The organism is Lysobacter auxotrophicus (assembly GCF_027924565.1).
Taxonomy (GTDB): Bacteria; Pseudomonadota; Gammaproteobacteria; order Xanthomonadales; family Xanthomonadaceae; genus Lysobacter_J; species Lysobacter_J auxotrophicus.
Genome location: NZ_AP027041.1, coordinates 2,109,299 through 2,129,080, shown reverse-complemented (window position 1 = coordinate 2,129,080; position 19,782 = coordinate 2,109,299). Strand labels below are relative to the sequence as shown.

Genomic DNA, 19,782 nt, shown 5'->3' with positions numbered 1-19,782 from the left:
AGCGCTCATCTCTTGAGCACCAGCATTCCAATCCCCACAAGCACTAGTGCAATCGCAGTCCAGTCCCTTCCCGATGGGCGCTCGCCGAGAAGTACGAATGCGAACAAGATCACGAGTACCACACTGGTTTTATCCACGAGCGCGACCTTGGTCACGTCGGCGAGTTGCAAGGCGCGGAAGTAGCACAGCCATGACGCGCCCGTAGCCGCAGCGGACAGTGCGAGGAATGCAAGTGTGCGTGGCGGCAATGAGAACGGATTGGACCATTGACCTGTGGCCACGACGGCGGGCACCAGCAGAAGAACTACGATGATCGTGCGAATTGCCGTAGCTAGGTTGGAGTCCACGTCCCGAACCCCTAGTTTTGCTAGGACTGCCGTCAGTGCAGCAAAGCAAGCGGACAATAGCGCCCAGGGTACCCAACTTGACCAAGGTGGCACGGCACGCCTCCTTCAGAGATCGACCGAAGAGTACATCGCCACGTGTACGGTTCCGCACTTCGCGCTCCATTGCGTTGACGCAATGACCGCGTTGGGTCGGAAGCGGACATTCGCAGCCCTGCCGCCGGCCGTCCCGCCCCATGTCCGCTTTCGGCCAGGAGCGGACATCGCGCCTACCTGCTCATGATGACTAGCTTCGCGAACCCTTCCATGAGGAGCGGCGCTACGAGAAAGCTGCCGAGCGTGAGGACCGTGCAGTCTGTGTGGAAACGGGCCCGATCGTCCTGCCGGGCGGGCAAGGCCAATATCACGAGCTGACATAGGCAGAATCCAGCGCCCCACAATAGGACGGCCAGGAGTGCCGCAATGGCTGCTGGCCCCGTCGCGAGCATCGCGAGCACAGCAAGTACCGCCAACATGGTCGCCGTGTAAGGCAGATACCCACTCGTGAACTTCTGGGCGACCGTCATCCTTGTATCCATTGGCAGCATCCGCGGCGTCCGCTTCGGGTCGAAAGCGGACATTAGCAGCCCGGTCGCCGGCCGTCCCGGCCGAACGTCCGCTATCGGCCAGAAGCGGACTTCACACCGCGGTCACCCTCGCGAGGGCATCAGGTCGATACCGCCGGTGGCCTGACATACCCTGCCATCGGATTCGTCGCTCCATGTCAGTTGACCGTTACGAGGGGAAGGCCATGCGTTCGCTGCATATCGCCGTCGCTGCATTTGCGTCCAGCGCCGTGCTCCTCACCAGTTGCCAGCGGACGGACACGCCGCCCTCGACAGCCGCCTCGCCCACGACGGTCGCGCCCGCCGAAACGGTCGCGACGACGCAGGTGCCTGCGCCCAACTCCGCGGCCGGCATTGCCGGCACCCCATCGGGCACGGTGATGACGCCGGGCTATATCGAAACCATGGGCCGGATGATCTACGTGTGGGGCTGGCCGTTGGTAAACCACTACAACCGCGCCATGGCGCTTGCGGATCTGCCCGAGCCCGGCCGCAACGGCGGCGTGTTGCCAGTGGCGCCACCGGGCTCCATCAGCATGCTGACCGACTACATCCAGGCCGACCAGAAGTTCGTAACGTGTCCCAATCAGGACACCGTCTACGGGGCCGGCTATCAGCACCTCGACACGCAGCCGGTCGTCATCCAGGTGCCGGATTTCGGAAAACGCTTCTTCGTCTATCAGATGGCCGATTCGCGCACCGAATCGTTCTGCTCGATCGGCCAGCAGTACGGCAGCAAGCCCGGTTTCTATCTTTTGGTCGGACCGAAGTGGAAGGGCGATGTACCCAAGGGGATCACTGCCACATGCCGCTCATCGACCGATCTGGTCGCAGTGCTGCCGCGCATCTTCATGGACGACACTCCCGAGGACCGCGCGATCGTGCGTCCTTTGGTCAACCAAGTGGTGCTGTACCCGCTGGATCAGTTCGATGGAAAGATGAAGGTAAAGGACTGGTCGAAAACCCCGGTCTTCCCCGCGCCAAAGGTCGAAGGCCCGGGCGAAATGAAGTTCGTCCTGCCTGAGAAGTTCTTCGACGAACTGCCCGCCGTCATGAAGGGCGTTCCGCCGCTACCGGGCGAGGAAGCCCTATACGCGACCGCACAGTCATTGCTCGACGCAGCGGCGAAAGACCCGAAGATCAAGGAACAGTTGACCCGGATTGCCGTGGCGACCGAAAAGGACGTGATCGCGCCACTGTTCGAGTTCCGCAACAATGGCCGGCCGGTCGGCAATGGCTGGACGTCTCCGCCCAACGGCGCGCGGTGGGGCTTCGACTACCTCTCGCGCACGGCATCGGCGAAGTCCAACATCTACGACAATGCGCCTAATGAAACCCGCTATATCTATACCGACGTGGATGCCAGCGGCACGCGGCTCAACGGGGCGAGTGGGAGCGCCTACACCGTAACGTTCCCGAAGGGTCAGACGCCGCCGGTGAAGGGGTTCTGGTCGCTGACGCTATACAACAAGCACCACCTGTTCGAGCCCAACTCGCTCAACCGCTTCGGCGTGGGCACCAAGAACAAGGACCTCAAACTTGGTGAGGACGGTTCGTTGACGCTGTATGTCCAGCACGCCTCGCCCGGTCCCGACCTGGAGAGCAACTGGTTGCCGGCACCGGCGGATGAGTTCTCGCTCTATATCCGTGCGTACTGGCCGGAGGCTGCAATCACTGAAGGCCGTTGGACGCCCCCTGCAGTAACCCGGGTGCGCTGATTCGAGCGTCCGCTTTGGGTCGAAAGCGGACATTAGCACTGACAGCGCCCCCGCTCTCCTCGAATGTCCGCTGTCGGCCAGAAGCGGACATTAGTCAGTTCCCCCCAGCCGCCTTCCAAGCCGCAGTTTGGCGGCCGCCCACTCTCACACGATCGACTGACCGCCCTCTCAGTCGTCGCTCCCCAGTCACTTGAAGCCTCACTGCGGTCTCCCTACTTTCCGACGTAGGCGCGCTCGACTATGAGGTAGCTGGTGAAGCTTTCATCGACGTAGGTCTTGCCCGAGACCGACACCTCCAGTTCGTATCGCCCACGATCAAGATCAATCCGTTCGAGTTCTGTGGTGATGGTCGCCGAATTCCACGAGGATGGCCGCGAGTTCACTGCCGTAAGCCTGATCCATTCTCCAGGCGAGTCGCCTTCGACCCTCCTTAGCGACACAGACGCATGGCCGGGCGATTCGTGATATCTCAGAAAAGCAAAGGCGCGCTGCTTCGTAGCTGGATTCGCTTTAGCAAGAACTGCTTCGATGGCCACCGAATAGAACGCGTGTTCGCGCACCTCGAAACTTCCCCTCACGACCGGCCGGTTACCGAGAGGCGCGCGGAAAAGCGTATGGTCGCCGGATGAGCAGGCCGTCATTCCCCCCAACAACAGTGCGCCTGCGGACAGAACGCCCCTGATTGCATGTTTCGCCGGGGTCAGGCTCGCGATCAGATGCATGTTGCTCCCACCTCGCGAGACTCGTTCGGATCACGATCCATAACTCTTTCCTTGAGGCGCGGGCCGGCTGCGGCATGTCCGCATTGGGTCGGAAGCGGACATTAGTCCATTGTCGGCGACCGAGCCAGCACCTTGGCAGGCTTTCAAAGATCAGTAGATGCCCCGCGTGCAGTTTCCCCGAACTTCAAGGGCCTCGAATGTGGTCGGAGGCAAGCCTGAGCGGAGATCGACGAGTTCGACCTGGCACTTCGATTCGGATGCTGTTTGCCTCAACGAGTAGACGTGCCCCAGTTCCGGGGTGAAGGCGATCAGATTGTTGCAATACCTCGAACCCACTTCGATCAACTCCCCCGCCACGCGAGCGCCCGACGTGCGTTGAAAGGTCGCGAGCACGTGCAGTGGTTTACCTGGCTGAACCAGCAACGTCCGACTGTTCTCCTTGCTGAAGTTGAACGCGGCCATCACGTATCCAGGCGCCGTGCATTCCGCGTCATCGAATGAGCTGAACATCTGCGCGCTCATTAATCCGCTCTGGTCGGACGCGATGCTCAGCATTGCATTTGGCTCTGTGACGGACGGCTGTTTGTAGTTGTAGTTGCCGCAGCCGGACAACATGAGTGCCGTTCCGACGACTAAGGCCTGACAAAGTGGCGCAACGCCCATCGCAAGAGATCGCATCCGTGTTTTCCCCTAGTGAAGCTGCAGACCAGGACCCCGCCCTGGCCGGGGGGATGCTCGCACGGGCCGGAAACGCAGGCAACACGCCCAGCCCATGGACGGGGCGTCCGTTTTCGGCCAGAAGCGGACGGTCAGATATCAGCCCCATCGTCGGCGAGCAGCGGATGATCTAAATCGTTCGGCCAAATGGACAGTCCTAGCGCCAACCCTAGCCATAGTCCCAGCTGCGCGTGTCTCAAATATCCAACAGCGGGCAAGGCGTGGGGCGGGCGCCGAGTCGTCCAAACGAAGAACGGCGGGCAAGCCCGCCGTTCTAACGCTCAGTCCGACGAAGTTACTGCTTGGTTGGAATGTTGACCTTGTCGATGCCGTGAATGACCCCGTTGCTGGAGGCGATGTCGGCAGAGGTGACCTGAGCGCCGTCGATGCTGACCTTGTCGTTGGCCAGCGTGATCGGGGCGGACTGGCCGTTCACCGTCCTGGCAGCCTCCCACTTGCCGACATCTGCCACTGACTTGCGACCGCTGACCACGTGGTAATTCAACAGCGAGACGAGTTCTTCCTTGTTCTCGGGTTTGAAGAGATTGTCCAGCTTGCCGGACGGAAGCTTTTCGAATGCTGCATCGGTCGGTGCGAAGACCGTGAACGGGCCGTCGCCACGGAGGGTTTCGCTCATCCCAGCGCGTTCGATGGCCTTGCCGAAGGTCTTGAAGGACCCGTTGGCCGCAGCCGTGTCGACGAGGTTCTTGGTGTTGTTGTTGGTCATGGTGCTCATTTAGACGATTGCCTTTTATGTGGATCCGAAGTGCACGGAATCGAGGGTGGCCGAAGCCAGGCTCCTGCCGTCGGCAGGGGCTATAGGACTCAGTGCGGGTGGGGAGTGGGTAGTACTGCGCGGCTGAGTGGCCGTTACGACATTGCGCCGTAGTGCCAGTGGAGAGTGCGCTAACGAGTGTTACTTGTTCGTGATGCGAAGCTGGACGATCGCGATTGCGTTCATAAGACATCGTGCGCCGCCTTCCGGGCGCCGTTCGCATGCAGCATTCACGGATAGATGCGCAAACGGCTGCGAACGGATCGAAGGTACTGCATTCAACTTGCACCGCGACCTCGGACGCGCCTTCAAGCCTGCCTGGACAGACTTTTCGTGCGCATTGTGAGCGAAATCCGACATCGAACTGCGCAGTCCGAGGGGGAAGGTCACCGGAAGATGCTTGAACTCTGTTGAGCGTTGCGTTCTCAGCTCGAGCATTTGCAATCTTTCCTGACCTGTCGCCCAACGACTACAGCTATGTTGAGGCGATAAATGCCTTTCTGCTTAAGGCTCGCGGCGTGGCTGTGTGCCTGGTGCGCCAGTGGGTGTCCCTGATCTGCGTCCACATCAGCCATCAACATCGGGAGTGCCAGGCGTTGCCGGGCCAGGTCAGGCTAATGTGCCCCCACTTTGTTGACCAGAGCAAGTAGTGCCTCAACCGTGAACGGCTTTTTCAGGATCAGATGACATCCAAATCGGGCTGGGAGTTCCGTCCGGTCGGAGCCGGTGGAAAAGAAGAAGGGAACGCTTCGCTTCGTCAGGAGGTCCGCAATTTCTGCGGTGTCCTCGTGCCCGAGCCTGAAATCGAGAGTGGCACAATCGAAGTGGCCTTCGCACACCCACTGTAGGGCACGCCTCGCATGTCCGGTGTACCAGACGGCGTGGCCGTCATGTGTCAATGCTTCTGCCATGGCCTCGGCCAATGGCAGTGAGTCTTCTACAACGAGGACCTGCATGACCATGACTCCTGCTCGATACACAGCCGAGCAGGACTATGCCCCTCCGCAGGGAAAGATCGTGCCTACCGGGTAGTGACCTGCGTGTGAGCCACTCATACTCACGCGCCCTGACACTGGGCTGGCGTATAAGTTGTGATGCCTTAGTCATAGCTGGAGTGCGAGATTGATTGCCAAGGTTTCACATCAGGCGTGCGCGTATAAGACCCTGCTCCAGGCGATCGGGGAAGGTGCACACGATCTATACGGCTCGGACTGGGAAATGGCGGAGGCCTCGACGATCGAATTGTGGCCCTCCTACGCACTGAGCACCGGCCTGTCCTGGGTGGACGTTCGCACTCAGATTCGATCCGCGTGGGAGCGTTCCTGTTCGAACCCTGAAGCGTAAGCGTCGCCAACCATGGTTGAGAGGTTGAGTCCAATCCGAACCCAACTTCGTAACCGCCTGCTAACGGGGAAGAGGTCACACTCTCGTTGCTGTAGAACGCAAACTCCTGACCGAATCACTCAGAGCACAGCGCGTCAGAGCTATAAGGTCAATTGAACCTGACCAAGCCCACGATTCGAGTCCACTGGAGTCATTGGCGAAGCTCACTGAGCTTCGCCAATGTCGTTCTGGCATTCCTTTCGCCCAGTGACAGAAGCCTTCTCACTCGCGTCGGGAGCGCAATCCTGGACAAGAGAAGCTGATGCATTTGCCCTTAAGCACTAAAACTCGCCATCGCGACAGGTCGTGATCTTACGGTAGTCCGGTCCGCAGCCCTGCCGTGGAAGCGGCGAACAACGTCGGATCTTCGCGCGGCCACTGAGACCATACTCATTGCCGGCATTCAAGCCATCTACGCAGGAACTCATAGTGTTCTGCTCCTCAATCGATCGCTCATGAAATGGATCACCACAATCGCGTGCGTGTCTTTCGCAGTCACAATAGCAGCGGAGACCGCAGTGTGGACAATGTTCCTGCATCGTTTAAAGAACCGATATCCTCAGCAGTGGCTGCATGCTGCGCAACCGCTTATGTGGCAGGACAGAACCCTACTAAGCGCGCGCAGCACGATGATGTACCTGTCCAACCGCGACTACCTCGAAAGCCTCGATCTGGACGGGGCGCACTACTGCGGTCGTTATCGCAGTTTGCTGCTTGCGACCTACTGGTTGACGGTCGCAGCAGGTATGACGGCGCTCACGGCATTGGCGTTCCACGGCCGGTGATCTGCGGACGTGCTGACTCGCCGCGCGCTCGAGGAGAAGGCTTGGTGGGCTCACCGGGATGGATCGGCCTGGCGGTCAATCTCTTGTTTCGCTTCTTCGACGGCCTGCGCATATGCACCATCCGCGCCTGTGACAGTGCTGGCGATTCCCTCGAAGAACATCCGCGCCATGACTTTGATCTCGTGCCGCGAGGATATCGTCACCTGTGCCGCCGAAGGCATTCCTTGCGCTTCTCTGCGAGCTCGACACGAATTTCGCGGTCGCGGTCAATTCACGGAACGCTATTCCAGACTACGCCGTCCTTGGGAAGGCCGCCCGCTAGTCAACGGCAGTGGGGCGGTCGCGGACTGAACCAGACAATGACGGCTTCGGGTCGGTAGCGGACATTAGCACCGCCGACGCGGTTCCTGCCCAATGTCCGCTAACGGCCATAAGCGGACCCCCCACGCGCCGCCAGCCCCGGTGCTTACCTGAAAAGCAGGATGAGATGCGTCACCCGCCAGAAGAGCACTACATAGGCGGCGATAAGCAGCGTCTGCCACAAACGCGGCAGACCTGACTTCGAGAGGCGGTGTATGCCATCGGCGAGGTTCAGTAGCACCAACCCCGTGCCCAACACAGCAACGACATAGCCGGTCGATCGGAAGGCCAGCGGCCCGATGTCGCGAGGGTCGTGCTCTATCGCTTCCAGCCCCGCGGCCAGGACCAACGTGGCGACGACCAAATTGCGCGTGTGCTCGAAGATCGTGCGTGAGACGTCGCGCTCGAAAAGCACATCCCGCATGCGGCGCAACCAGTCAGCGTTCCATAACGTCACATCCAATGCTCCGCGTCAGAACGCGAATCCATATCCGATTGCCGGCCCCTTGATCACCAGATCCGTGGAGACGCTTCGCGCCTGCGCGTCTACGTCGAGGTAGCGGTAGCCGAAGTACCACGCGCCAGATTTCATTCTGTAGTTCGCGACGATGCTCGTGTTCCACGTGCCATCCGTGTCGCCCCAGGATCCGTCAGCGCGCAGCGTCAAGCCCCAGCGCCCGCCAAAGGCCCATGTGTAGCGCGCGCCGAACATGAAGTCGTTGAACGACTCGTCCAGTTCCACGCGAAACTGCGGAACGCCGAGGGGCCCGGTCGGCGTGATCGTGCTGGCGATGTCAAGATCGAGGTAACGAAGCCCGGCGAAGACCTCGGTTCCCGTGAAGCGTTGCCCGCCCGGGCTCCACACGGCAGCCGCCTCGAAAAGGCGCGTGTCCAAGTCGGAATCGGCCTGGAAAATGCGCCGCGTGGCGTCCTGCGACAAGCCCAGATAGGTGAAGTCGGCGAATAGTCCGAAGTGCTCGCCCTGTCCCTCGGCATGCATCTGGAACGCGCCGTCGAGCTTGTCCACGACATCGCCGAAGCTCAGTCGCCGCGAAACCACCGCCGAGGCCGGCGGCGGGGTCTCGAGGTCCGTGCTGATATCGACCGCCCATACGTAGGGGGCCACGATCCAGTCCCAGCGATCCTGGGCAGCTGCGGTGCCGCACGAGATGAGCAGCGCGACTGCAACCGGCATGACCCGCGTATAACGCTTCATCGCGATCATAGCCATCTCCTCTTCGTGGCGATTCTCAGGTACATCGGACGATGCTACTTGAGGTACTTCACGTCGAGCCGGTCGATCGCGCCGTTATAGGCGAAGGGTTTCCGGTCGAAGTACGCCAGCGATACCGGCGAATAGCTGTCGCGGCCCACGTCGAACGCATCGTTGGCCGTGAACGTCAGCGGCGCCGAGCGCGGCACACGGCCCTGCGCCACGGCCTTGCCATTCACTCTTACTTCCACATCGAGCGGGCCGGCGTGCTTGTCATCCGCCTTGCGCGTTTCGACCTCGATCCTGACCTTGCCGGACGGAAGCGGCGCCGACGAAGCCAGGTTGGTGCGTTCGACTTCGAACAGGTTGTACTCGTAGTTCAGCTTGCCCTGGTCGACCCACAGCGCGACCCCTCCCGAGAACGCGCCCAGTGCGTACAGCACGCCTTGCGAATCCGGCTTCAGTTCTGTTTCGATGGTGACCAGGTTGCTGCGTGCGCCCACCTTTGGTGCGGTGAACTCGGGTACGGCGACCACTTCCTGCGTATAGCTGAACTCGGTGGCCGGGTTCGACGGCGCGTCTTCGGGATGGAACACGACCGACCAAAGGCCGCCACCGACGGGCCAGACCTTATTCGCTTGTGCCTGCGCGTCGAACGACGCCTTGAGCGAGGCCACCTTGTCGGGATGCTGCGATGCGACGTCCTTTGCCTGCGAGTAATCCGTGCGCAGATCGTGCAGCTCCCACGCATCCTGGTCGGGCGACCATTTGAAGATTGCCGGATCCACGCCCGCCTTCCACGGCGTACGCGGACCGAACACGGAGGCGATCCACTCGTCCTCGTAGTATGCGCGACTGCCCATGATCTCGAAGTACTGGCCCTTCTTTCGACCGGGTGCCTTCGCCGAATCGAAGGTGTAGGCCATGCTCACGCCGTCAAGCGGGTCCTGCGAGACTCCGTCGACGAGCTTCGGCGGCGTGATGTCGAGCACGTCGTAGATCGTCGGCACGATGTCGTTGACGTGGTGGAATTGCGAGCGCGGGGTCTTGTCAGGCTTGATCGTTCCCGGCCAGGAAACGACCAGCGGAGTCCGCGTGCCACCAAAATGCGCGGCGACAAGTTTGGTCGAACGGTGCGGAGTCGAACCGGCCCACGCCCAACCGGCGTGATACATGTTGTCGGCCTTCGGCGATCCCAGCACGTCCATTCCGCCGAGCTCGTTCATCGTGCGGATGTGATCCTTGATTTCCGTAGCGATGCCGTTCTGCGCCAGCAGCTCGCTGATGGTGCCGTTCTGGCCCTCCGCGCTGGATCCGTTGTCGCCCCACACATAGAAGACGAGCGTGTTGTCGCGGATGCCCATCTGGTCGAGTGCATCGATGATGCGCCCGGCCTGCGCGTCGGCGTGCTCGGTGTAGCCGGCGAACACTTCCATCAGGCGGCGCTGGAACGGCTTCTCGTCATCGGGAATGTCGGACCACGCGACGAGTGTGTCGGGTCGCGGCGTCAATTCGGTGTTCTTCGGGATCCATCCCAGCTTCTTCTGTCGCGCGAACACGTCTTCCCGCATCTGGTCCCAGCCACCGTCGAACTTGCCCTTATACCGGTCGGCCCAGTCGTTGAAGATGTGATGCGGCCCGTGCGCGGCGCCGGGCGCCCAGTACATGAAGAATGGACGGTCCGGCGTGAGCGCGTGCACCTGCTTCATCCAAGCCACGGCCTTGTCGGTCATGTCGACGGTGAAGTGGTAACCCTCCTTGCCGTGCGAGGGATCGATGCGCACCGTGTTCTCCACGATTGCCGGCTCCCACTGCGACGATTCGCCGGCGAGGAACCCGTAGAAGTAGTCGAAACCGATGCCCTCGCCCGCGGGCCAGTCGGTGTATGGTCCGATGGCTGTGGTTTCGTTCGCCGGCGTGTTGTGCCATTTGCCGAAGGCCGCCGTGGAGTAGCCGTAGTAGCCCAACACTTTCGCGGCGGTGGCCGACGTGCGCGGAATTCGGCCCGTGTAGCCGTCCCAGTCGTTGGCCAGTTCGGCGATCTGCCCGTTGCCAACGCGATGGTGATTGCGCCCGGTCAACAACGATGCGCGCGTGGGCGAGCACATCGCTGCGTTGTGGAAACGGTTGTAGCTCACGCCCTGCTTGGCCAGCCGGCTCAGCGTCGGAGTATTGATGACGCCGCCGAAGGTGCCGGGCAACGCCGGCCCGACGTCGTCGAGCATGATCACCACGATGTTCGGCGCGTTGGCCGGCAAATGCGGTTTCGCCGGGAGTGGGCTGTAGCTGGATTGTGCGATTGTCGGCCCCGCCTTGCTCCCGGACGGCTTTCGCGGGAAAGGCAGCGACTCCTGCGCGAATGCTGGCGCTGCGAAAAGCAGCGAGCCCAGGGCGAGAGCGAGGTGGCGGACCTTAAATCGGCTGCGACTGGCGGGCATTCGAACCTCCGTCGGCACGCAGAGCGGGGGCTCTGCGCAGGTCTCATGGGCGCTGCCGCCAAGCTTTTGAACCCGGACCGCGGAACGCTCGGTACCGGCGCTTACGACCGCGTTCAAGCGGCGGTCAGCCTTATCAACTCGGCGTGAACAGTCAGTGAAAAGGCTCGTCAGTCCCACCGACGGCTGCTGAAAAACGCACTTGAGCTGTCCAAGTGGCCAGATGCCCGCTATCGGCCAAGAGGGGACATTGGGGCTCGGGGTCACGCTACGCCCTCTGCGTGGCGTCGACCTCATTTACCGGGCGAGTGGGATGAGATAGAGATCGGCCGCACCGAGCGTACTCGGACTCGTGCACCACGCATCATTCAGCGCGCACTGGACCACCTTGGGTTGCCGCGCGACGAGTACAGCCCATCGAGTGGACTCGGAAAATGGAAACGAGATACTCACGGTGCCGCGTGGTTTCACTACCTCGAACACGTGTTCGTGGCTCGTGCCACACGTCGATTCCCACCGCGGAGTGTCCTGACCACACAACAGGACGTAATACCGCTGGCCTTCCCGAAATGGGTCGATGCGGTACTTGAGCTTGACTTTGATCGGAGTTCCGTAGGCTACGCGACTGCCACTCGCGGGCTTCATTGACGTCACGTACAGGTCCGGATCAATCGACCACAGATGCTCAGGAATGAAGGCAGAGCATCCCGATAGCAGTGCGGCCATGACAATTGCTCCGACTCGAAGCTGATCCCGCCTGACTGACATGCTGAGCCCCATGGTCTACGTCCCAATGTCCGCTTTGGGTCGATAGCGGACGTTAGCTCTGACCGACCTGCCCGCCTCAACGACCGCCATGGGTCAACAGTGGACTTACTCGTCAGGGGGCGGTGGCATCCGCTGATGCTCCACTAGTGACAGTTCCAGTGCTGCCCAGGGCGGGCGCTGGCTCACGAATAGCGCCGCCTCCGGCACGAACGCCGCGGAGTCGTCGAGAGTTCCCGCATAGATCGTCACCAAGTCCGGAGCGGACTCCGGCGTGCCAAAAAGTAGGCTCCCGCACTCGATGCAGATGTTGCGAACGGCTGAATGCCCGCTGCCGCCCATCGTTCGCACCTGCTTGATCGGTCCGATGCCGGTAAATGACGCGCGCTGCACACCCAGCACCGGGACGCCTCCGCTGCCGGATGCGCGTTGACAGTCGCGGCAATAGCACACGATGGAGAACAATCCGGGACCCCGCGACTCGTAGCCGGCTGCACCGCATAGACAGCGTCCGGTTATCACTCGTCTACCTCCGATGGCTGGATTTCAAACTCACGCACACCGCACATCGCGAGATAAAGCGCAGCCTGGAAACAGATACGAGCGGGGCTCCGATAGGCGGATCAGATGCTCCCGCGTGCTGGTCCACCGATTCCTCCGGTTGCCAGCCCGGCCCCGAAGGCAGCGGCACTCATCGCAGCGATGCAGAACAGCAAGAAGGCCACGAAGATCTTGCCATTGGATCAGTTCCCTTTGGTTCGGAGCTCATGTAGTCCACCGACAGTCATTCAGTAACAGTCACACGAGTATGCCTAAGGGAAGGGAGCCGCCGCTCTCCACTTGCTCCAGTAGTGCACCAGCAGTGCAACACCGTCGGCTCGCTGGAAGGATGTCCGGGTAACTGGTAGCGATTCCTGCCACCTCGCCTGGGCTAGTTCCTGCAGGGCAGTGATCGGCGGTCTGCAGAATCCCATGTGCCAGCTTTCGAACTGCCGAATAGCAATCGGTGCATTCAAGAGCTCTCTTATGTCGGCGTGGCTACGTGCCTGTCTGATCCGCTCATATACCGCATTCACGCTGACGCTTAGGCCTTCGAAATACTGAAAAAACTCGGTACCGTTGAACAACAGCACCCCAGTGACCCCGGACATTGCGTTGAACCCACGGGCATCGAGCAACAGACCATCGATCTCGACGGACTGCAACTCCCGGGTCGCGGCACTGATATAGGCAATCGCGTGCAATGCGTCGCTCAAGGAAGGTCATCCGGACAGGGGGGCTACCCTGGGCACGAGACTGGCTCAGGGTCTCAGCCTAGATTGGCAGTCGGTAGTTCACAAGATCTCCGCCTCCCCGTGCCCTAGGTGCGAATTGCGAGGCGGGGCCACCGCAGTTGTCCGATGATCGTCGATGGCGGACATTGGGGCGGTCTGTGAAGCCGGGGGGGAATGTCCCCTATCGGCCAGAAGCGGACGTTATCCGTGGCTGTCTCTCCGGACCAGCATCCTTGAGACTCCATGCATGAAACCGCCCAGAAACAGGGCTGCAACCGACGAGAGCAGGATCACGCTTCCCCAGAATGCAGCCGGTGTGTCGGCAGCACTGAAAGCATCGACCGGACGCCTGCGCCAGATGCATGGGAGATACCCGGTGCCCATCGCTTCCAGAACCCAAAGCCCGGGAAAGGCAGCGAACAGAAGACAGCCGAAGCCGCCGACGCACGCACCGATCCTGCGCGCCGGATTCGCATGGCGCCGCCAGAACCAGATCCATGAGGTCGTCGCAATGGCCAACATGAGAAGAGCGATCGACAGGAGCGAGGGAAGCCCGATATCCATGAGCAAACATTCCGTGTTGTCGCCTCGTGGCGGATGTCCGCTTTGGGTCGAAAGCGGACATTAGCACTGCCGGCGCATTCCATCAGTTTGAGCCACAAGTTCGCCCTTCCCTACCCCCGATAAACAGGCCTAATCTCATACCCTACCCCGCCCTGCCGTGTCCGCTGTCGGCCAGGAGTAGACGTCACCCCTCAACGGTCGGCTGAGGTTAGAAGTGGACACTACCAGCGGTCGGCGCGTCCGTCCTGCCCGAACGTCCGGTATGGGCTCGAAGCGGATCCGCACTCATTACAACGCTGCGAACGCCGCAGCGGCGATCGCAGTCGGCACCAAGGCGCCGGCGAGCAGACCGCCCGCACTGATGGTTTCGTCGGAGAACCCCTTCTCCAACAACGAAGCCCCCGCGGGATTCGGGGCATTAGCGATGATCGTGAGGCCGCCGCCCGCGACGGCGCCCGCGACCAGCCAATATTTCGCGTCGTCGCTTATCTGTCCTGACAGCGAGCCTAGGTAAGTCAGGGCGGCGTTGTCGGTGATGGCCGTAAGCGACAGTGCGCCGAGGAATAGCTGAAGATCATCAAGCGAGCCAATCACGGGCTGGAGCCACCACCGTTGCAGTCCGCCGAGAACGACGAGCCCTGCGAGGAAGAAACCGACCAGCAGCGCCTCGCGCAGGATCAGGGGATCCTGGTAGCGCTCGTAGGCATGCGCGATCCCGAGGAACATCAGTAGGAGACCGATGAAGATGACCGGATGGTGCGCGAACGCCACGATGCCGCCTAGCAGGGCGAAATGCACTAGCACAATCGGAAGCGGCACAGGATCGACGACGCGCTCCTGCAGTGCGACGCGCGGAAGATGGCGGCGGAGCACGGCCACCGCGATCGTGGCATTGACTACGACGGCCAGCCCCGCCTTCCAGCCGAACGTCGCGAGCATGAAGGGCGTCGTCCACCCCCACGTCTCGGCGACCATGAGGATCGGCGGGGCAGCGTACGAGCTCAGCGTCCCACCAATGGAGATGTTCACGAACAGCACGCCAATGGCAAGGTACTTAGGCGCTTCAGGAATTTCGCGACGGAAAGCAATCGGCGACAGTAGCAACGCAGCGATGGTCATGGCGGCCGGTTCGGTGATTAGCGAACCAAGCAGCGGTACCGCGGCCAGGCCGAGCCATGCCTGCGCCAAGGACATGCGCAACGGCAACCAGCGCGAGAGCGTGTTCACCGTGTTCGCCACCGTGCTCACCACGGGACGTGACGCCGCGACCACCATGATGGCGAAAACAAATAGCGGCTCGGTGTAGTTGCGCGACTCCACGTACGCAACGACGTGGTTCTGGCCTTGGAACATGGCCAGGACCGCCATGAGCATGATGGCCCAGAAGCCGAAGACGACTTCCACTTCGCTCAACAGATGCAGGATGCCCGAGTGCCGCGGTGAACGCCATGCGAGCCGCTCGAGTTGCTTCGCGGCGAAGGTGTGGAGGACGGCGAGCGCGAAAACGCCGGATGCGATCAGGTCGAAAGGGGTCGGCTGCATGGATCCACTCGATTGCGGTCCTGCGTGGCGGCCCGACCGACGCTGATCCTGCCCTACCGGGCACCCGTGGCCAGTCTAGCAGCACATGTGAGGGCAAAACCAAGCGGAACCGCTGCACACGCGGTATGCGCGGCTAGGACCAGACGCGGCAAAGCAACTTTGCTCATGAGCGAGCTGCGACGTGCGCCGCAGGAAATGTGGCCCATTGGCCGCAGCGGCTAGCCTAGCGCGGCGCAGGTTTTCCCAAGTTCTTGTCTGCAACGCCGCCAATGATTAAGAGGAAAAATAAAATACGAGCAAGCAGATAGGGCAGCGCAGCTTCATCCCCGGCACCCTGCCAAGCGAACACGGCACGATTCATCGCCTCGAGCAGGAAGGCCGCTGCGAACCACAAGAAGAGACGTTCATGGCTGATCCGCCAGAAGCGCAAGAAGAGAAGTGCGACAACGGCGGATCCCATTGAAATCATGCCTAGCATGAACATCTGCACTTAGCGTTCCTCCATGACCAGACCGTAGATAAGGCTGCCGACCGCCAGCAGTGATAGTCCGGTACGCACTGGCCATAGCGCGATTCCAGGAAACACCAAGAAGTCGAGCACAAGCACAATGTTTGCAGCGGCCAGAAGGGCAAAGCAGACTGCGCTCCAGACCAACATGCGCGAACGCGAGCGGCGCGCCCCTAGCGCAAGCAGCCAGGCGCATGCGAGGGCAGCTCCGGCACAAAGCCCATAAACCAGCGAAGTCATTTGTCCCTCCGAAGACGAAACGCGTCAGCGAAATCTTGGGCCTGTCGCTCAAGTGCGGAATGAATGAGCTCCGTCACTGCCACGACGTGACGACTGTAGATCGCGGCGATTCTCGAAACCATTTCATCGACATCTCGTGATGACGGAGCGTAGCGCACCATGCCGTCATCGAACGATGCAAGCCCTTCACTGCATAGCTCCTCGATAAGCGTCATGACGCGCGCCTCGGGCAGATATAGCCGCGCGACGAGTTTGGGTACGCGCCACTCTTCAGCGGACGAACGCACTAGTAACAGCGCCTCAAGCATTGGCACCGAGCGTATGCGCGCGACAACGAAACGGCGCATGTCGGGTGTAAGGTCCGCGATAGGCATCGTTGTATGGTGATTGCGTAAGCGGCCGCCTGCAAGTCGTAATCGTTCAGCGCCGAACTGAGGCAAGCGACGCGCTTGAGCAGGGGCGCGTCAGCGAAGGAGCATGGGTGCGATCCCGCACAGAGCAAACGCTCTTCAGTGCCACGCACCGCCCACCTGGACGATAACGGTTTCGTCCTGTGGTCCCCAGGCGTAGTCCGCGCCGACATACATACCCAACGTCCGAGCGATGAAGTAGCGCGCCCCAAGCCTCTTGCTCGCCGCCGAAGATGCGTCGCTGAAGCTGGCGCGATCGCACCAGGCCTTTCCCACGCCCGCGAATCCGACTACCGCCCATCGACGCGTGAAGTTCCAACGCAACTCCAACTCCAACACACCGGCGTTATCGTCCTGGTAGCGAGCTGATGGGATGCCGCGCAGGTCAATGTACGAGAGGCGGTAAAAGGGGACTTCGCCACTCACAAGACGCAAGTCGGCTCGTCCGCCCAGGATGAGGTGCTCCCCTAGCGGCCAGTACCCGTAGCTGCGCGCCCTGTAACTCTGGAAAGACACATCACTTCCGAAAGCCGAGGAATGGAAGTTGCCTTGCACTTGCAGGTCGTAGCCGCGAGAAGGTGTAAAGGGATTCCTGGGCAGTAGCAGAATCGAAACTGGGCGAATAGCGCGCGCTACCATTGGATCGACCGTTGCGCCGCCCAGGGCGAGTGCGTGACGTGTGAAGGCGTGCAGGACGGCTGACGGATCGCGTCGATCCGTAAGGGGCGCGCATGCGCGTCGTAGCCCGCTATTGGGAAGTGGCGGCCAGTTGCTAGTCACTACGCTTCGTCTTGATGGGCGCGTAAGGTGCGCATTAGCCTGGCGACATGGTGTCGCGCTCCTTTGACGAGCTCGATCCAACGCTACGTCCGTGATCGTTCGGAGCCGTTACAACGTCGGCTCAAGGTTCGCCTGTCGCTCCCCCCGCAAGGAATCCATGCCCAAATGCGCTCGTTCGGCCATGGCTGTGTTGCCGACGTGCCGATAGAGCGTCCAGGCGAGCCAGGCGGCCCGATAGTCGGCAGTCACATAGGCATCCAGTTCGCCAAGTACCGCGAACGCAGTTTGCGAGTCCTCACCGTCCAGCAATACCAAGGCGCGGATGATGCCGGCACGCACCCGATCGTCGGGGCTACCTTCCCGATTGGCCAGCGCCATGGCCTTGTTGGCGGCAGCCAATGCGGCATCGCGTTCGCCGAAACGTCGTTCGACAATGGCCGAGGCGAAGGATCGAGCAAAGGCGCGATCTGATAGGCGCTCGGAGGGCTGATTCGACAAACGATCGCGCCAGGCACGAGCCACTGCAGCATTGCCTGCAGCTTGGACGGCCATAATCGCCAAGTCTTCCTCGACCGGCTTGGACGCTGGAGGGATCCGCGCCGCAAGCGCAGCGGCGCGCGGTCGATCGCCGCGTGCGATCGCCAAGGCCATCTCCAGCTCGGCGACGACACCTTCCCGCTCCTTCTTCACCTGGGGCGAAAGCGTCTGCAGGAGGTTGGCGGCCTCGTCAAGCCTGCCATTGTGCAGTGCGACTCGGATTCGGATCGTAGCTAGGAAGCTTAGTAGCGTTGCGTCTTCGATGGAGGGAACGAGCCGCTGTGCGCGCGCGATGGTCTCGGTGGCCTCCGCGGGTTCAACCAGTGCAAGCTGGGCGGATGCCTTGGCCCCCAGTGTTGCAGCGAGATAGTCACGCACCTCGAAGCGTTCGAATACCTCGATCGCCTTGTCGTATTCCTGTACCGCCTGCGGCCAATGATTGCGAACCGCTTCGATACGGCCGACGTTTGAGCCGACCATCGCGGCCGAAACCACGTCTCCGTCTTCCTGCATGGCGACCCGAGCCAATCCCATGTCGCTGACTGCGCTGGCCAACTTCCCCTGCTGTATGCGTGCGACACCGCGACCGTTATATGCGTCTCCGAGCAACCCGACGTCCTCGTTCCGCACATCGCCCCGCAGCACGTCCAATGCATCCGTGTAGCGCTGTTCCGCCTCGAAGGGCCGTTCCTGGCGAAGAGCAACCGAGCCCATTCCCATCAAGCCCTTTGCACGGGTCGGCGCATCTTCCGCAATCGCGGGGTGCGAGATCGCGCGTTCGAACAGTGTCTTCGCCTCGGCAATTCGTCCGGCGCGATACTCAAGCTGTCCCTCGCGTACCAGCATCCTGGGGGAGGTGCGATCCTTTGCGGGCGCTGCAGCGATCTGTTCACGGGCCGCATCAAGCTGTCCCGCATCGAGTTCCGCATCAATACGACGCAGGCGCTCTTGGAATGGCGTGGGTGAAGGACGCACGGACGTAGCACGGCCGATGCGACGCAACCAAGCATCGGTGGCGATAGCCATTGCTTGCAACGGGGTATCACCCTGCGCTTCCAGGCGAACATCGGAGCGATGGCCGACAGCGCGCAACTGGACTCGCCACCGATTTCGCTCCTGAAACGCCTGCGGAACGAGCAGCCACTGCGCGCCGCTCTTCGCGAGCAGGGTCTGCAACATCGCGTCGTCCGGCCCGGCCCCTCCGCCCGGCGTTGCCCGGTCGCGAGATGCGGCCTGCAAATGGAGCGTCTGCTCGCTAGGTGCCACCTTCAGCGCAGAGCCACGGAGGCGATCCGCGGCATACTCCATCGCGCCAAGCCGTACCCAACTGTACTCACGATCCGGTGGGTCGACGGCCACTGGCAACACCATCACCAGACCGTCGCTCGGAACCATGTCATGCGCTGCCTTCTCACGCGTCGAAAGGTAAGCCAGGCCGCCTAATACCAAGCCGACCAGCACCAGGAAGGCACCGCCGAACAGGCGGCGAGGCAGGCCGCCTGGCGTTGAAACCAAGTCGGCGTGCGTCTCGGCTGCCTCCGATGGCGGGGCTGCGACCGGGCCGCGCAAAGGCTCGCCCACGGCGGTGACGGGCTTGTGCGTCGCTTCGCTATCCGGGGAATGGTCAAGTGCGTCGACCGCCGCGATCCAGCGGTATCCGAATCCCGGGATCGTGCGCACAATGGTTTGGCGGTTACCCGCGTCGTCCAGCGCCCTGCGGGCACGCCGCATGGTCTGGGTAATCACCGTGTCACTCACATCGGTGCGGCCCCAGACAGCGGACACGAGCTCATCGCGTCCCACCGCCCGTTCGCGGTGGGCGACCAGATAGGCCAGGCACTCCAGCGACTTCAATGGCACCGGCAGCAGTACACCGGCACGCCGCAGTTCGCGCGATGCGGGGTCGAACTCGAATTCGCCGAACCGATACCGGGTTAGGCGCATGCGCCCGACCTGCCTTGAGACTATTTCTGATTGGCCATCCTAAGGCATCTTGTCGGCGCGATCAGTCCACCCGGACACGGAACTCGACAAGACGCGGCCGTTCGCCCGAAACGTCCTGCTGGCACTCAAATCGCAAGTGGCCTTGGCCGTTGCGCATCGCG

Annotated in this window: 20 protein-coding genes; 2 read left to right on the top strand and 18 right to left on the bottom strand. The window is 61.7% G+C overall.

Going from position 1 to position 19,782, the window contains the following annotated elements:
* Window positions 1-5 precede the first annotated feature (5 nt).
* Window positions 6-440, bottom strand: coding sequence for an EamA family transporter (locus tag LA521A_RS09410; protein ID WP_281778653.1), 435 nt, complete (start codon window positions 438-440; stop codon window positions 6-8).
* 694 nt (window positions 441-1,134) lie between these two features.
* On the opposite strand from LA521A_RS09410, the gene LA521A_RS09405 reads away from it, so the two are divergent.
* Window positions 1,135-2,667, top strand: a complete 1,533-nt coding sequence (locus LA521A_RS09405) for a DUF1254 domain-containing protein (RefSeq protein WP_281778652.1) — start codon at window positions 1,135-1,137, stop codon at window positions 2,665-2,667.
* Window positions 2,668-2,879: 212 nt separating this feature from the next.
* On the opposite strand, the gene LA521A_RS09400 is transcribed toward LA521A_RS09405, so the two are convergent.
* From LA521A_RS09400 to LA521A_RS09385, 4 genes are all read right to left on the bottom strand, one after another.
* Window positions 2,880-3,389: a hypothetical protein gene (locus tag LA521A_RS09400; RefSeq protein ID WP_281778651.1), complete on the bottom strand. Its 510-nt coding sequence runs from the start codon at window positions 3,387-3,389 to the stop codon at window positions 2,880-2,882.
* A gap of 150 nt (window positions 3,390-3,539) precedes the next feature.
* A complete protein-coding gene (locus LA521A_RS09395) occupies window positions 3,540-4,004 on the bottom strand; it encodes a hypothetical protein (protein WP_281778650.1) in 465 nt (154 codons plus the stop codon).
* A gap of 397 nt (window positions 4,005-4,401) precedes the next feature.
* Window positions 4,402-4,842 (bottom strand): fasciclin domain-containing protein, encoded by a 441-nt coding sequence (locus LA521A_RS09390; RefSeq protein WP_281778649.1) that lies wholly within the window; start codon window positions 4,840-4,842, stop codon window positions 4,402-4,404.
* A 653-nt stretch (window positions 4,843-5,495) separates the two neighbouring features.
* Window positions 5,496-5,837, bottom strand: coding sequence for a response regulator (locus LA521A_RS09385; protein WP_281778648.1), 342 nt, complete (start codon window positions 5,835-5,837; stop codon window positions 5,496-5,498).
* Between the two features lie 882 nt (window positions 5,838-6,719).
* Between LA521A_RS09385 and LA521A_RS09380 the strand changes: the two genes are divergently transcribed.
* The gene (locus LA521A_RS09380) at window positions 6,720-7,049 is read left to right on the top strand and encodes a hypothetical protein (RefSeq protein ID WP_281778647.1); all 330 of its coding nucleotides are present in this window, start codon (window positions 6,720-6,722) and stop codon (window positions 7,047-7,049) included.
* A 50-nt stretch (window positions 7,050-7,099) separates the two neighbouring features.
* Here the strand turns inward: LA521A_RS09380 and LA521A_RS09375 are convergent, their stop codons facing one another.
* The 13 genes from LA521A_RS09375 to LA521A_RS09315 form a co-directional block, all read right to left on the bottom strand.
* Entirely contained in the window at window positions 7,100-7,270 is a 171-nt protein-coding gene (locus tag LA521A_RS09375; RefSeq protein ID WP_281778646.1) for a hypothetical protein, read from the bottom strand.
* A 245-nt stretch (window positions 7,271-7,515) separates the two neighbouring features.
* Window positions 7,516-7,866, bottom strand: a complete 351-nt coding sequence (locus LA521A_RS09370) for a hypothetical protein (RefSeq protein ID WP_158982971.1) — start codon at window positions 7,864-7,866, stop codon at window positions 7,516-7,518.
* 15 nt (window positions 7,867-7,881) lie between these two features.
* Window positions 7,882-8,634: a hypothetical protein gene (locus LA521A_RS09365; protein WP_281778645.1), complete on the bottom strand. Its 753-nt coding sequence runs from the start codon at window positions 8,632-8,634 to the stop codon at window positions 7,882-7,884.
* A gap of 44 nt (window positions 8,635-8,678) precedes the next feature.
* The gene (locus LA521A_RS09360) at window positions 8,679-11,060 is read right to left on the bottom strand and encodes an arylsulfatase (protein WP_281778644.1); all 2,382 of its coding nucleotides are present in this window, start codon (window positions 11,058-11,060) and stop codon (window positions 8,679-8,681) included.
* Between the two features lie 870 nt (window positions 11,061-11,930).
* Window positions 11,931-12,344: a GFA family protein gene (locus tag LA521A_RS09355; RefSeq protein WP_484503023.1), complete on the bottom strand. Its 414-nt coding sequence runs from the start codon at window positions 12,342-12,344 to the stop codon at window positions 11,931-11,933.
* Between the two features lie 290 nt (window positions 12,345-12,634).
* Window positions 12,635-13,078: a BLUF domain-containing protein gene (locus tag LA521A_RS09350; protein WP_281778642.1), complete on the bottom strand. Its 444-nt coding sequence runs from the start codon at window positions 13,076-13,078 to the stop codon at window positions 12,635-12,637.
* 219 nt (window positions 13,079-13,297) lie between these two features.
* The gene (locus LA521A_RS09345) at window positions 13,298-13,660 is read right to left on the bottom strand and encodes a hypothetical protein (RefSeq protein ID WP_281778641.1); all 363 of its coding nucleotides are present in this window, start codon (window positions 13,658-13,660) and stop codon (window positions 13,298-13,300) included.
* Window positions 13,661-13,948: 288 nt separating this feature from the next.
* Window positions 13,949-15,202, bottom strand: a complete 1,254-nt coding sequence (locus LA521A_RS09340) for a putative Na+/H+ antiporter (RefSeq protein WP_281778640.1) — start codon at window positions 15,200-15,202, stop codon at window positions 13,949-13,951.
* A 223-nt stretch (window positions 15,203-15,425) separates the two neighbouring features.
* Window positions 15,426-15,686: a DUF5985 family protein gene (locus tag LA521A_RS09335; protein WP_281782067.1), complete on the bottom strand. Its 261-nt coding sequence runs from the start codon at window positions 15,684-15,686 to the stop codon at window positions 15,426-15,428.
* 6 nt (window positions 15,687-15,692) lie between these two features.
* Window positions 15,693-15,950, bottom strand: a complete 258-nt coding sequence (locus tag LA521A_RS09330; RefSeq protein ID WP_281778639.1) for a DUF5985 family protein — start codon at window positions 15,948-15,950, stop codon at window positions 15,693-15,695.
* On the bottom strand, window positions 15,947-16,297 hold the full coding sequence (locus LA521A_RS09325) for a hypothetical protein (protein ID WP_281778638.1): 351 nt from the start codon (window positions 16,295-16,297) through the stop codon (window positions 15,947-15,949). The genes LA521A_RS09330 and LA521A_RS09325 overlap by 4 nt, the downstream gene beginning before the upstream one ends.
* Window positions 16,298-16,459: 162 nt before the next feature.
* Entirely contained in the window at window positions 16,460-16,915 is a 456-nt protein-coding gene (locus LA521A_RS09320) for a hypothetical protein (protein WP_281778637.1), read from the bottom strand.
* A 333-nt stretch (window positions 16,916-17,248) separates the two neighbouring features.
* Window positions 17,249-19,621: a winged helix-turn-helix domain-containing protein gene (locus tag LA521A_RS09315; RefSeq protein ID WP_281778636.1), complete on the bottom strand. Its 2,373-nt coding sequence runs from the start codon at window positions 19,619-19,621 to the stop codon at window positions 17,249-17,251.
* Window positions 19,622-19,782 lie beyond the last annotated feature (161 nt).

Coding starts and splice junctions, on each gene's coding strand:
- LA521A_RS09405 (WP_281778652.1), top strand. CDS start 1,135: ATGCGTTCGCTGCATATCGCCGTCGCTGCATTTGCGTCCAGCGCCGTG.
- LA521A_RS09400 (WP_281778651.1), bottom strand. CDS start 3,389: ATGCATCTGATCGCGAGCCTGACCCCGGCGAAACATGCAATCAGGGGC.
- LA521A_RS09395 (WP_281778650.1), bottom strand. CDS start 4,004: ATGTTGTCCGGCTGCGGCAACTACAACTACAAACAGCCGTCCGTCACA.
- LA521A_RS09390 (WP_281778649.1), bottom strand. CDS start 4,842: ATGAGCACCATGACCAACAACAACACCAAGAACCTCGTCGACACGGCT.
- LA521A_RS09385 (WP_281778648.1), bottom strand. CDS start 5,837: ATGCAGGTCCTCGTTGTAGAAGACTCACTGCCATTGGCCGAGGCCATG.
- LA521A_RS09380 (WP_281778647.1), top strand. CDS start 6,720: ATGAAATGGATCACCACAATCGCGTGCGTGTCTTTCGCAGTCACAATA.
- LA521A_RS09375 (WP_281778646.1), bottom strand. CDS start 7,270: ATGCCTTCGGCGGCACAGGTGACGATATCCTCGCGGCACGAGATCAAA.
- LA521A_RS09365 (WP_281778645.1), bottom strand. CDS start 8,634: ATGATCGCGATGAAGCGTTATACGCGGGTCATGCCGGTTGCAGTCGCG.
- LA521A_RS09360 (WP_281778644.1), bottom strand. CDS start 11,060: ATGCCCGCCAGTCGCAGCCGATTTAAGGTCCGCCACCTCGCTCTCGCC.
- LA521A_RS09345 (WP_281778641.1), bottom strand. CDS start 13,660: ATGGATATCGGGCTTCCCTCGCTCCTGTCGATCGCTCTTCTCATGTTG.
- LA521A_RS09340 (WP_281778640.1), bottom strand. CDS start 15,202: ATGCAGCCGACCCCTTTCGACCTGATCGCATCCGGCGTTTTCGCGCTC.
- LA521A_RS09335 (WP_281782067.1), bottom strand. CDS start 15,686: ATGTTCATGCTAGGCATGATTTCAATGGGATCCGCCGTTGTCGCACTT.
- LA521A_RS09330 (WP_281778639.1), bottom strand. CDS start 15,950: ATGACTTCGCTGGTTTATGGGCTTTGTGCCGGAGCTGCCCTCGCATGC.
- LA521A_RS09325 (WP_281778638.1), bottom strand. CDS start 16,297: ATGCGCCGTTTCGTTGTCGCGCGCATACGCTCGGTGCCAATGCTTGAG.
- LA521A_RS09315 (WP_281778636.1), bottom strand. CDS start 19,621: ATGCGCCTAACCCGGTATCGGTTCGGCGAATTCGAGTTCGACCCCGCA.